This is a genomic window from Burkholderia savannae (genome assembly GCF_001524445.2).
Taxonomy (GTDB): Bacteria; Pseudomonadota; Gammaproteobacteria; order Burkholderiales; family Burkholderiaceae; genus Burkholderia; species Burkholderia savannae.
On sequence record NZ_CP013418.1, the window covers coordinates 1615624 to 1628133 of the forward strand.

The window sequence follows — 12510 nt, forward strand, 5'->3', positions numbered from 1 at the left end:
GCCGCCCGCACCGCATTCGACATTTCAGAAGAGCTCGCAACGTCGCCCCATCGCACGGCACTACGATGCACGCATGGACACGCACATTCCCCACCCCGCCCTTTCCCGCGCCGCGCTCGTGCGCATCGTCTCGACCGTGAGCGCGGGCTTCGTCATCACGCAGCTCGACGTCACGATCGTCAACGTCGCGCTCGCGCGCATCGGCGCCGATCTGCGCACGAGCGTCGCGGGCCTGCAATGGATCGTCGACGCGTACACGCTCGCGGTCGCCGGGCTGATGTTGTCCGCCGGCGCGCTCGGCGACCGCTTCGGCGCGCGCCGGCTGTTCGCGACCGGGCTCGCGCTCTTCGCGCTCGCGTCGTTCGTCTGCGGCGTCGCCGCGAACGCGGGCACGCTGATCGCCGCACGCGCGCTGCAAGGGCTCGCGGCGGCCGCGATGCTGCCGAACTCGCTTGCGCTCCTCAACCATGCGTGCGCGCACGATCCGCGGCTGCGGGCGCGCGCGGTCGGCTGGTGGACCGCGTCGGGCGCGATCTCGATCGCGGCGGGCCCCGTGATCGGCGGCCTGCTGATCGCGCAGTTCGGCTGGCGCAGCATCTTTTTCGTCAATCTGCCGCTGTGCGCCGCGGGGCTCGTTGCAACGTTCCTGTGGATCGGCGAGGACGGCGCGCGGGCGGCGGCAGCCGGCCGCGACGATTCAGGCGCGGGCCGTCCGGCCGAGGCGACGACGACCGACGCGACGGCAAGCGCGAACGCGTCCCGCGCGAATGCCGCAGTGCGCGCCGCCGCCGCCCGCCCGCGCGGCGTCGATCTTCCCAGCCAATGTCTCGCCGTCTTCGCGCTGACGCTCTTCACCGGCGCGGTGATCGACTGGCGTCCGGCGCTCGTCGCCGTCGCGCTCGCGGCCGCCGCCGCGTTCGTGTTCGTCGAGTCGCGCAGCGCGCATCCGATGATGCCGCTCGCGCTGTTCAAGCAGCGCACGTTCAGCGTCGCCGTGCTGTTCGGCGTCTGCATGAATCTGTCGTACTACGGCATCATCTTCGTGCTGAGCCTGTATCTGCAGCGCGTGCGGCACGACTCGCCGCTCGAGGCGGGGCTCGCGTTCCTGCCGCTCACGGGCGGCTTCCTGCTGTCGAACGTCGCGAGCGGCTGGGCGACCGCGCATTACGGCGCGCGCCGGCCGATGATCGTCGGCGCGCTGATCGGCGCGACCGGGTTCGCGCTGCTGAGCCTCGTACGCGCCGACACGCCGACCGTGGCGCTCGTCGTGCCGTTCCTGCTGATTCCGGGCGGCATGGGGCTCGCGGTGCCTGCGATGACGACGACGGTGCTCGCGTCGGTCGAGCGCTCGCGCGCCGCGACCGCGTCGGCGGTGCTCAACGCCGCGCGGCAGGCGGGCGGCGCGATCGGCGTCGCCGCGTTCGGCGCGCTCGCGAGCGGCGCGCTGCCGGCGCAGATCGTGCCGGGGCTGCACGCGTCGGCGTGCGTGTCGGCCGCCCTCTTCGTCGCCGCCGCGGCGATGGCGAGCGCCGTGCGCGGCGCGCCGCATCCGGCGGCGTCGGCGAAGCCCGCAAGCGCGAACGCGCGTTGACGACGTTCGGGCGGCAAGGGGTTCGGGGCCGGGGTTCGGGGTTCGGGGTTCGGGGTTCGGGGTTCGGGGTTCGGGGTTCGAGGTTCGAGGTTCGAGGTTCGGAGTTCGGAGTTCGGAGTTCGGAGTTCGGAGTTCGGAGTTCGGAGTTCGGAGTTCGGAGTTCGGAGTTCGGAGTTCGAGGCCGGGGCCGGGGCCGGGGCCGGGGCCGGGGCTCGGTCGCCGTTAGTCGTTAGTCGTTAGTCCTTAGTCGTTAGTCCTTAGCCGGTCGCGTTCCGACCGCGCCCGCCGCGCCGTCGGTCGCGCGCCCCGGCCAGCCGCCCGCCGGTTTCCATTCGCGCGACCGATCAGACCGTTTCCGCCCGCGCCGCGCGATCCCGCGGCCAACCCTCGCAGCACCGCTCGCCCCGGCTCGCGCCGACGATTTCATTACGCCAATCATTGCGTTTTCCCTTCTCACGCGACGCGAAATCCGATCGTTCGTAATCCTCGAGATTACGAACGGTAATATATATGCGAATCATTCTCATTTGTATTGACAGCCTATTCCGGCCTGCATACGATGCGCCCGCATCGCGCCGTTTGCGCGTTTCGCCAACGATCAACGCGCGCATCCGGACACCGCGATCGCGCGACAAGAGGAAGAGACTTCAATGCAATTCGCGCCGCTCCCCGAACGATCGCCCCGCGATCGTCACCATGCCTTCGGCCGCGCGACGCTCGCCTGCGCATGGCTATTCAGTTCGGCCGCTTTCGCCGCCGCGTCGCCCGACGCGCAGCCGGAAGCGCCCGAAGCCGACCTCGCGATCCACGCGCAACCGGCAACGCAATGGACGGGCGTCTGGACGCGCCAGAACCTGCTCGGCGACATCGGCGGCCTGCGGCCGTGGCTCGGCAAGTACGGCGTCACGTTCAGCCTGCAGGAGACGAGCGAATATCTGGCGAACCTGCGCGGCGGCACCTACGACGGCCTCACGACCGCGGCCGTCACCGTCGACACGCAAAAGGCGTTCGGCCTGCCGGGCGGCACGTTCAACGCGAGCGCGCTGCAGATTCACGGCCGCAACCTGAGCCAGTACAACCTCGGCACGCTGAACACCGCGAGCGGCATCGAGGCGCAGGACACGACGCGGCTCTGGGAGCTGTGGTACCAGCAATCGTTCCTCGATCAGCGCGTCGACGTGAAAATCGGCCAGCAGAGCCTCGATCAGGAATTCATCGTCAGCCAGTACGCCGCGACGTTCGTCAACACGATGTTCGGCTGGCCCGCGTTGCCGTCGTACGATCTGCCCAACGGCGGCCCCGCGTATCCGCTCTCGTCGCTCGGCGTGCGCGTGCGCGGGCGCATCACGCCTTCGCTGACGGCGCTCGCCGGCGTGTTCGACGGCGATCCGCTCGGCAACAATCCGAGCAACCTGAGCGGCACCAATTTCAACCTGCACAACGGCACGCTCTTCATCGGCGAGCTGCAGTACGCACTCAACCAGCCGGCCGACGGTCAGATGGACACGGGGCCGTCGAACGCGCTGCCCGGCACCTACAAGATCGGCCTCTGGTATCACAACGGCCGCTTCGCCGATCAGCAAACCGACAACACCGGCCTGTCGCTCGCGAATCCGGCGACAAGCGGCGTCGCGCGCGCGCATCACGGCGACTACAGCTTCTACGCGGTCGCCGACCAGATGGTCTGGCGGCCCGACCCGACGGGCGCGAAGAGCCTCGGCGTGTTCGCGCGCGTGATGGCCGCGCCCGGCGACCGCAATCTCGTCAGCGTCGCGGCCAACGCGGGCGTCGTGCTGAAGGCGCCGTTCGAGGGCCGCGACAACGACAGCGTCGGGCTCGCGCTCACGTACGTCAAGGTCGGCTCGCACGCGCGCGCGCTCGACGAAAACTTCGCGAACTTCACGGGCGGGCCGTACGGCGTGCGCACGAGCGAGACGACGCTCGAGGCGACGTACCAGTACCAGGTCACGCCGTGGTGGCAACTGCAAGCGGACGCGCAATACACGTTCAACGCCGGCGCGGGCCAAAACCCGAGCGATCCGACGCAGCCGCTGCACAACACGTTCGTCGTCGGGCTGCGCACCAACGTCACGTTCTGAGCACGCCGAAAGATTCCGGTTTCGTTCGTATCCGCGACGGCCACGCCGCCGCCTCATCAGCAAGGAGAATCGCCCCATGCCCACCGCCCTGTCCTCGCCGCGCGCGCGCCGCGCCGCGCAGGCGTTCGCCGCGGCGCTCGTCGCGCTCACGGCGGCCGCGGCCGCGCACGCGCAGCCGCAAGGCTTCCTCGAGACGCTGCATCGCCACACGACGCTCGTCAACACCGTGCCCGAGAACGGCGACCAGAACCCGTACGCGATCGCCGTCGCGCCGGTGTCGGCCGGCGCGATCCAGCAAGGCGACGTGCTCGTCGACAACTTCAACAACGCGGCGAACCTGCAGGGCACGGGCTCGACGATCGTCGACTATCGCCCGTCGACGAAGCAGATGAGCGTGTTCGCCGCGATTGCGCGCGACCTGAAGGAATGCCCGGGCGGCGTCGGCCTGTCGGCCGCGATGACGATGCTGAAATCCGGCTGGGTGATCGTCGGCAGCACGCCGAGCAACGACGGCACCACCAACACGAAAGGCGCCGGCTGCCTGATCGTGCTCGATCCGCACGGCAAGGTCGCGTCGGCGTGGTCGAGCCCGAACATCAACGACCCGTGGGGCAACATGGCCGTCGTCGACCGCGGCGACAGCGCGACGCTGTTCGTCAGCATGGCGGGCTTCGGCGTCGGCGGCGCCGACGGCAGCCCGCCCGTCTACAAGCAGGCGACCGTGCTGCGCCTCGATCTCGCGATCGCCGACGGCAAGCCGCCCGTGATCAAGCGGGAAACGGTGGTCGCGAGCGGCCTCGGCGCGCAGGCCGACAAGGGCGTGTTCCTCGTCGGCCCGACCGGGCTCGCGCTGTCCGGCGACCAAACGAAGCTGTACGTATCCGACGCGATCGGCAACCGGATCGTCGAGATCGACGATCCATTGACGCGCGACACGAGCGCGGGCGTCGGCCGCCAGGTGACGGCGGACGGCTTCCTGCGCCGCCCGCTCGCGCTCGCGACCGCGCCGAACGGCCACCTGCTCGCGACCAACGCGCTGAACGGCCAAGTCGTCGAGATCGATCCGGCGGCGGGCAAGCAGCTTTACGCGCGCTGGATCGACACCGACAAGGCGCAATCGCCGCCCGGCAACGGCGACCTGTTCGGGATCGCGATGACCCCGGCGGGCGACGGCTTCTATTACGTCGAGGACGACGTGAACACCCTGATGCTCGCAAAGTGACGAAGGCGATCATGGCAGACGATCTCAAAGCGCCGCCGCGCCCCGCGCGACGCGGCTTCCTCAAGGCCGGCGGCGCGGCGGTGGCCGCGGGTCTCGCCGCGTCGACGATGCCCGCGGCGAAGGCGGCGGATGCGCCCGCGGCGGCGGCCGCGCAAGACGGCGTCGAGCCGTTCTACGGCACGCACCAGGCCGGCATCGCGACGCCGCAGCAGCGCCATGCGTATTTCGCGGCGCTCGACCTGAGCGCGACCACGCGCGCGGACGTGATCGCGCTCCTGAAGGCCTGGACCGACGCCGCCGCGCGCCTGACGCGCGGCGACACCGCGCAGCCGCTCGTGACGTCGGGCGGGGAAGACGCGGCGCCCGTCGACGGCGGCGACGCGCTCGGCCTGGGCCCCGCGCGGCTGACGATCACGTTCGGCTTCGGGCCCGGCATGTTCACGCTCGCCGGCAAGGATCGCTACGGGCTCGCGAAGCACCGCCCCGCCGCGCTCGTCGACCTGCCGCGCTTCAACGGCGACCAGTTGCTGCCGGAGAAAACGGGCGGCGACCTGTTCATCCAGGCGTGCGCGGACGACGCGCAGGTGGCGTTCCACGCGGTGCGCCAGCTCGCGCGCATCGGCGCGAGGGCCGCGCAAATGCGCTGGGGGCAGGCCGGCTTCACGTCCGGCAAGCCCGGCGAGACGCCGCGCAACCTGATGGGCTTCAAGGACGGCACGATGAACCCGCCGATGTCCGATCCGGCCGCGATGAACGAATTCGTTTGGGCCGGCGGCGAAGGCCCCGCGTGGATGAACGGCGGCACCTACACGGTCGTGCGCCGCATCCGCATCACGCTCGAGCACTGGGACAACACCGAGCTCGGCTTCCAGGAACAGGTGGTGGGCCGCCACAAGTACAGCGGCGCGCCGCTCGGCCGGAAGAGCGAGTTCGAGCCGCTCGATCTCGACGCGGTCGACAAGGACGGCAATTCGGTCATTCCCGACAACTCGCACGCGCGCCTCGCGTCGCCGCAGTTGAACGACGGCGCGCAGATCCTGCGCCGCGCGTACTCGTACAACGACAGCACGAACTTCTACATCGAGCGTTGGCCGCCGTGGCGCCAGCAGACCGAATACGACGCGGGGCTGATGTTCGTCGCGCACCAGCGCGACCCGCGCCGCGGCTTCATCCCGATCAACGAGAAGCTCGCGAAGCTGGACATCATGAACCAGTTCACGACGCACGTCGGCAGCGCGATCTTCGCTTGCCCGCCGGGCGCACGACCCGGCTCGTACATCGGCGCCGCGCTGTTCGAAGCGTAAGCGCCGACGATCAAGATTCCGAACCATTGCAGGAGGCATTGCGCCATGAACAGGATGCCTATCTGGACGCGCGGCTCGTCGACGCCCCCGATGCGCGCGTGCGCGCTCGCGTGCCGGGCTATCGATGCGCGCCGGCGGGCGAGCGCATCGCGATCGCGGTCGACGACGACGTGATCGCGTATCCGCGCTGAGCGTGAGCGCGCGCCGCGCGCCGGCGAAGCGCACGCGGCGCCGCATCATTCATCGGGCAGGAAAATAAGCGCGTCGCGGGTTCGCTCGTCGAATCGGATTCGAACGCGCCACGATGATCGCGAGCGTTGCACGGCACGCAACGCGCTCAGCGCAGCGAGCCATACGACGACGACGGCCGCCGCGCGCCGTCGATGCTCGCACCGCCCGCGCCCGTCACGTACAGCAGCAGGAAGCCGCCCGCGATCGCGACGTTCTTCCAGAAGTGCACGGCCATGTCGCGCTGCAAGGCCGAATTGGTTGCGTCCCAGAAGTTGTGTCCGATCAGCGCGGTCGCAATCGTGTAGAGCGCGAGCACGAGCGCAAGCGGCTTCACCTTGTAGCCGACGACGAGCAGCAGGCCGCCCAGCGCTTCGAGCGCGACGATCGCGGGCGCCGCGACCTGCGTGAACGGCACGCCGAGCCCCTTCAGATAACCGACGAATTCGCCGTAGCCCAGAAGCTTCATCGCGCCGCCCCAGAGGAACAGCACGGCGAGCAGGAGCCGTGCGAAGAATATGACGCCGGAATCGACGGAACGCGCCATGCATGACCTCCTGATGATCGATCGACGAGGGCCGCGCCGCGCGCGGCGTATCTCGTAAATCCGCCAGAATAGGAGGTCTCGTCCGTCGTTCCAAGCAAAAGGTTGTAGCAATACGTTTCCGGCGCTTCCAATCCCCAACTCGATGCTAGAATTTCTCCAGCAGAATCACGATGTTACCACGACATCATAAAGCGAGTCACTTTACACCGAGAGGGCTTATGTGCCTTCTAACGTGACGGGTAACTGCACCGTGCCGTTAGGGCCGTCACCCTGTGCTGAGTTATTCTCTACCCCTATGATCGATCCCGATGATTGGCAGGCGCTTGTAGCTACGACAAGTAGGACCATCTGCCCCGCCTGCAATTCCGCCAAAGTAACTGCTGGTGCCTGTAGCGTCGGCAGCACCACCGTCCACCAGGAATACATCTGCGAGAACTGCCAGTACGAGTTCACTGCGCTGTTCACCCTCGCAACCTACTACCCCGGCTATCCGGCATAGGGTCGTCACCCTGTGCTGAGTTATTCGGGCTTCCTCCGAATCAGCACCCCATCCCACGAACTGCGCTCAATCAGAATTGCCAGAGCCATCAACGGGCCGCCTATAGCGGCTAACGGCAAGAGTGCCACCTCGTCCAGCGTTAAATCCCACTTTCGCGTCCAGTCGTATATAAACGCAACCGCCCCGCTCACCGGCCACGCCAGCACAAGCAACAAGATCACCCACGGGTGCATGATGCCCTCCATGAAAAATGGCCCGCCGAAGCGAGCCTTGGGTTGGGTTGACCCGGACGGAGTGTTGCGCTTCTTCGAGAGGCGTCTCCGTTAGGGTCGTCACCCTGTGCTGATTTATTCCGCGTGTAACCCATCGAGGATGTCCGCCGCCTCGCGCCCAGTGTTGTCCGGGCAGAGGTGCGCATACTTCTGAGTCATCGTCGGGCTTGCGTGCCCGAGCAGATGCTGCACCTTCAACAGCGAGACTCCCTTCTGCACCAACCGTGATGCGAACGTGTCCCGAAACGTGTGAGGTGTCACCTTGTCCCGCGTCGGGTCCGCGTTGAGGTCGCACGCCTCGATAGCCGCCTGGATGCCGCGAGCCGAGTGCCCCCGGCATTCGTCCTCGGCCGCCCAAGCTTTCCGCGCCTGCTCGGAAGGCACCTGTGCCGGGAACACGAAGGTCCTGGGCCAGGTGTCTTCGCGGCGACGCTTCAAGATTTCCAGCGCCCGCTTCGTGAGCCGCAGGCCGCCCTCGTTATCAACCTTCGACCGGTACAGATAAATCACGCCGGTCTCCAGGTCCACCTGGGGCCAGCGCATCTGCGCGATTTCCATGTACCGCGCCCCCGTATCCAGCAGCAATGTGGCGAGGTCCAGGTTGTCCTGCCCGGAGACATCTCCCGGACGAATGCGCCGCCTCAGTTCTTTCAGAAGCGCCGCCTCCTCATCCAACGTGAGCCAGCGGAGCTTCCCTTTCGTCCGGCGCACCTTCAGGCTCGCCGCGCGATTCCGCTTGTCGCTCCAGATGATCGGTTTGGCTGGCATCACCGCATTGAGGCTTTCCGCGTATCCCATGAGCGTCTGGACCAAACCGATCTCCAGATTGATCGTCCCGTCCGAAAGCCCTTCAGCTTGACGCTTGGCCTTGAGGCCCACCAAGTGACCTTGGGTCAGTTCATGCACCATCAGCGTTTTCGGTAGACCAGGACGATCCCCCTCGACCAGCGTGTATTCGTGGAAACCCACACGCCGCAGCCGATCACCAAAGAGTCGCCGGACTCTGTTGACGTTGCCCGCATGGTCTTTGTGGGTACGCGCGGTAACAGCAATCCACTTCACAGCGACCTCGTAAAGAGTGAGCCGCTTTACGCCAGCACGCTCAAGGCGGATGTCCTCCAGTGCTTCACGTCGCTTATCGACTTCGACTGCTTGCGCGTCGCGCTTGATGGTCGTCTTAGTGGAGCCGCGATACATGCGTTTCTCCACCTCGAACTTGTACCACCACATATCGGAGTCAGGCCGCTTATAGAGAGTCATACACCCTCCACTTGTTCGCTTGCCGATTGAGCGACATACAGGCGCTGTAGAAACGCCATGACCGGGCCGAGGCCAGCATCCGCAGAGGACCGCAGAATGGTCTGCTGCTCCACGGTCATCACCACATAGTCATTGTCGGTCGGGTAGTACGCAGCCGTCATCTCCAGTTCGCCGAAAATCGCAGCGAACCAGGGCCAACCAGGAATGTCCTCGACATACTCCCCGATACGCCCCTCCGCAAAGGCCTTACTTGCTTGTTGATGCAGGCTTTCTAGCTCGTGGCTTTGCTGCTGCTTTGATTGTCTTTCCGCTTCGCGGAAGTTTTTCGAGTGCATAAGGGTCTTTCCCATACATGGCTTCGTACACAAACGGCCTGCAGTAGTACAGGTACTGCTTTGCGAACTCCGCCGAATCGACCCGAAGTAGCTCCGCCCACACGCGCATGTCGTGCTCAGGCAAAACGGATGCGCCGCGTTCAACTTGGCTAACGAACACGGGGTATCCGTAGTCGAGATACACAGCCATTTCGAGCTGCGTCATCCCTGTCTCCTCACGCTGTGCCTTCAACCATTGGCCGAAGCGAGCGCGAAGCGTTAGTGTCGATTCGTCAACTTTCACGGTCATGGTGATGCTCCAAATAACAGAGTGTTTTTAGAGTTCGCGAATATACACCAAGACGCTTTATAAGCAAAATCCTCTAACCCACTCGCTTCACATCACTCTCCTTTTCTTACCCCGACAGCGCGGCGCTCTCAGCCGCCGCAGAAAGAATAGTAAGTGACCATATGCAAACTCCCAAACAATATCTATTAATTGCCATTTGGTCGCACATAGAGTAAATCTATCGATTGAAAACTCCCAAATGCTTGTCTGTTCGCGTACACTCGCGCGGGGCGCATGCGCCTCATCACATGCGGGAGGAAGTCATGACGGACGCGGAATTGGCCGCTACGTTCCTTGAGCGTCTGTACAGCGCGATAGGTCACGAGAACTTGTACAGTTGGGGGCGGGCCGCTGGCATCTCGGACGGCCTGTTGCAGACCATCAAGCGCGGGAGCATCCCGAAAGCTGAGGGCTTGCTCGCGATCAGCGAGGCGACCGGGCGCTCAATCGATTGGTTGCTTGGGCGAGCCGAGTTAGCAAATGGTAGCTTGGTGTCCGCCGAGCAAGCTGGCGCGAACGCTGCGAGTAGCGAGTTCGTCTACGTGCCCCGCTACGATGTCAAGGCGTCGGCCGGTACAGGCTTTTGGCTTGGCGATGAGGCGAAGGCGAAGTTCACGATGGCCTTCCGCCGACACTGGGTCGAGCACTACCTGCATGCCGACCCCAAGGACCTTAGCGTCCTACGGATTCACGGAGACTCGATGTATCCGGTGCTGCATGAGGGCGACAACATCCTCATCAACCATGCGCAGACCGCGCCGCAGGATGGCATCTACGTGCTCAGGCTTGATGGGCAGATGCTGGTCAAGCGGCTTCAGTGGGTCGGAGCCGCTACCGTGCGTGTGATCTCGGCCAACCCGGATTACCCGCCTTACGAAGTGGCGCTTAGTAGCCCAGAGGATCAGCGGGAGTTCTGCATTGTGGGGCGCGTGGTTTGGTACGGGCGGCAGCTCTGAGCTACCTCTTATAGATCGAAGGGACCCCTGGGCGGTCAACCTGTGCGGAGTTATTCCGCGTGAGGATTTGGGCGGGCTCAGGCTGTCCTACGTACGCGCCCTATCGACCAGCGGCGGCGCAGCCTTAGAAATAATCGCGGCTTAACGAGCAACCGCCGAATTCGACACGCGGAACGCGGATCGCATCGCCCACCGCACGCCCGAACGCGTCGCGCAGCCCTACGCCGGTTCCCATTGCCTGCATGGCAAGGTAATGACCGAACATGGCGGGCGTCAGGTCGCGGTCGCCGTCTAGCGTGTCTCCGCGCCGCTGCACGGCACAGGCGGCAGCGTACAGCAAATCGAGCGAAAACGCGCCATCCTTTCGGCACTTCGGATACGACCGCGCGAGATCATTCGTCAACACGTCAGCAGCATGCAGCGCGGCCGGGTCGGTATCTTCGGGGGTCATGTCCAGCCAATCGCGGCCGGACGGATTCAGGCCCGTTATGCCCGCTTCGTCCCACTGGTCAGCATACGCCGACGCGAAGAATGCGCGAGCCATCGCCGCCTTGATCGTGTTGTGTGTGGTCATCGTCGGACTCCGTTAGTTGGTCTCATCAGTGCACGCGTTACGTGCAGACCCCGCGCAGGGGTTTCGACCTCATCAACTCGCTTTACTTTTGGACGTGACAAGGCCCGGTGTGGTCAGATAGCCCATGTCCTCATCGCGCATTACGTGCCGCGCCTGTCGCCATGACCGCCGCGCCCGTACCCAGTCGATCATGATTTCGTAACAGGCGAAATGCGCCGTGCAGTAAGCGCCATCGGCATAGGTCACGGTAAGCTGCCCGTTGTGCCGGTTCGCAGGCGAACGCAGCGTTTCAACGCAGGCAACAGGAGACTTCCGCGCGTAATCCCGCATGCCGCGCAGGTTCTTTGACGCCCCGATGACGCGCCCGCCCTTCATTATTTTCGTTCCGAACATAACGCCCCCCGTGTCAGTCCCCGATGATCTGTTTCAGCTGGACGGCATCCAGCCACCCGCTTTCGGTACGAGCGATTTCTTTGTTGCCAACCTCTATGGTCATGGCCTCGTCGTAAATGCCGTGCGTGTCACTGTATGGACTGCACGACCATGCGATGGTCGCACCATACTCGGCGAGCAGGGCTTGGAGCTTCGTCAGAAACTCGATGTTCTTATCATTCGACATGTCACGCCTCCTTACATGCCAACCATTGCGGCGCGGATGCTGCTGACGCTGTACGGTGCGCCGTCAGGCGTGTGCGTGTTGCTCATGCCGTGCAGTTCATCGAGCATGTCGCGGGCGGCTTTCTCTTTGCCGCCGTTGCGACGATTACGCACCACCCAGAATCGCGCCATGCGATACAAGCCTTCATCGTTGTTAATCCACAGACTGACGTTCCAGTGATTCCAGTTCTTATGTCCGTTGTACTTCGTCATGCTCTACTCCGTTTCGTTGGTCTCATCAGTACGCGCCTAACGCGTAGACACCGGGCCGTTACCACGCCCCCTCCCGGTGTTTCGACCTACCCGCATGCGCGGGCTAGGGAATCAGTAACCTTGCTTGGTGAGTTCGGCCGCCAGCGTCCGGGCTACGATGTCCGCCTGCGTGTCAGTCAACGTCGCCGTGATCGCTTGGAGCGCTTGGGCCGCCGCGAATGCGCGGGCCGCTTCGGGCCGCATATGCTCCAGCGCCTTGACTTCACGCGATGCCGCCAGCCGTGCATACAGCAAACCCACTTCACCCCAGGTAGGCGTGAGATCGATCGTTTTCATGCTTGCTACTCCTCAGTGTTTGGACTCGTCAGCGCACGCCTTACGTGCGGCCCCGGAACATCTCCGGGTTTCGTCCTTTACTTCTCATT

General features: G+C 65.1%; 15 protein-coding genes. 6 read left to right on the forward strand and 9 right to left on the reverse strand.

Going from position 1 to position 12510, the window contains the following annotated elements:
• Positions 1–73 precede the first annotated feature (73 nt).
• From WS78_RS28320 to WS78_RS36465, 5 genes are all read left to right on the forward strand, one after another.
• Positions 74–1591, forward strand: a complete 1518-nt coding sequence (locus WS78_RS28320; protein WP_059579968.1) for an MFS transporter — start codon at positions 74–76, stop codon at positions 1589–1591.
• 650 nt (positions 1592–2241) lie between these two features.
• Positions 2242–3690, forward strand: a complete 1449-nt coding sequence (locus WS78_RS28325) for a carbohydrate porin (protein ID WP_059579971.1) — start codon at positions 2242–2244, stop codon at positions 3688–3690.
• A gap of 76 nt (positions 3691–3766) precedes the next feature.
• On the forward strand, positions 3767–4912 hold the full coding sequence (locus WS78_RS28330) for an NHL repeat-containing protein (protein WP_059579974.1): 1146 nt from the start codon (positions 3767–3769) through the stop codon (positions 4910–4912).
• 11 nt (positions 4913–4923) lie between these two features.
• Entirely contained in the window at positions 4924–6216 is a 1293-nt protein-coding gene (gene efeB, locus WS78_RS28335; protein ID WP_059580312.1) for an iron uptake transporter deferrochelatase/peroxidase subunit, read from the forward strand.
• A 38-nt stretch (positions 6217–6254) separates the two neighbouring features.
• The gene (locus WS78_RS36465; protein ID WP_226377247.1) at positions 6255–6407 is read left to right on the forward strand and encodes a hypothetical protein; all 153 of its coding nucleotides are present in this window, start codon (positions 6255–6257) and stop codon (positions 6405–6407) included.
• Between the two features lie 146 nt (positions 6408–6553).
• Here WS78_RS36465 and WS78_RS28340 read toward each other — a convergent pair whose 3' ends face one another.
• The 4 genes from WS78_RS28340 to WS78_RS28360 all read right to left on the reverse strand — a co-directional run bounded on the left by WS78_RS28340 (position 6554) and on the right by WS78_RS28360 (position 9372).
• On the reverse strand, positions 6554–6991 hold the full coding sequence (locus WS78_RS28340) for a DoxX family protein (protein WP_038750916.1): 438 nt from the start codon (positions 6989–6991) through the stop codon (positions 6554–6556).
• A gap of 519 nt (positions 6992–7510) precedes the next feature.
• Positions 7511–7723 carry a hypothetical protein gene (locus tag WS78_RS28350; RefSeq protein ID WP_157131162.1) on the reverse strand — a complete coding sequence of 71 codons (213 nt, stop codon included), beginning with the start codon at positions 7721–7723 and terminating at the stop codon, positions 7511–7513.
• A 114-nt stretch (positions 7724–7837) separates the two neighbouring features.
• A complete protein-coding gene (locus WS78_RS28355) occupies positions 7838–9022 on the reverse strand; it encodes a tyrosine-type recombinase/integrase (protein ID WP_059579982.1) in 1185 nt (394 codons plus the stop codon).
• Positions 9019–9372, reverse strand: coding sequence for a hypothetical protein (locus tag WS78_RS28360; protein WP_059579984.1), 354 nt, complete (start codon positions 9370–9372; stop codon positions 9019–9021). Before WS78_RS28360 ends, WS78_RS28355 begins: the two co-directional genes overlap by 4 nt.
• Positions 9373–9948: 576 nt before the next feature.
• Between WS78_RS28360 and WS78_RS28365 the strand changes: the two genes are divergently transcribed.
• A complete protein-coding gene (locus tag WS78_RS28365; RefSeq protein ID WP_197419398.1) occupies positions 9949–10641 on the forward strand; it encodes a LexA family transcriptional regulator in 693 nt (230 codons plus the stop codon).
• 124 nt (positions 10642–10765) lie between these two features.
• Here the strand turns inward: WS78_RS28365 and WS78_RS28370 are convergent, their stop codons facing one another.
• The 5 genes from WS78_RS28370 to WS78_RS28385 form a co-directional block, all read right to left on the reverse strand.
• Positions 10766–11215, reverse strand: a complete 450-nt coding sequence (locus tag WS78_RS28370; protein ID WP_059579990.1) for a hypothetical protein — start codon at positions 11213–11215, stop codon at positions 10766–10768.
• Between the two features lie 72 nt (positions 11216–11287).
• Entirely contained in the window at positions 11288–11608 is a 321-nt protein-coding gene (locus WS78_RS36475) for a hypothetical protein (protein WP_059608743.1), read from the reverse strand.
• Positions 11609–11621: 13 nt separating this feature from the next.
• The gene (locus tag WS78_RS28375; protein WP_059579993.1) at positions 11622–11834 is read right to left on the reverse strand and encodes a hypothetical protein; all 213 of its coding nucleotides are present in this window, start codon (positions 11832–11834) and stop codon (positions 11622–11624) included.
• An 11-nt stretch (positions 11835–11845) separates the two neighbouring features.
• On the reverse strand, positions 11846–12085 hold the full coding sequence (locus WS78_RS28380) for a DUF7249 family protein (protein WP_059579996.1): 240 nt from the start codon (positions 12083–12085) through the stop codon (positions 11846–11848).
• 111 nt (positions 12086–12196) lie between these two features.
• Entirely contained in the window at positions 12197–12421 is a 225-nt protein-coding gene (locus tag WS78_RS28385; protein ID WP_059579999.1) for a hypothetical protein, read from the reverse strand.
• Positions 12422–12510: the final 89 nt, after the last annotated feature.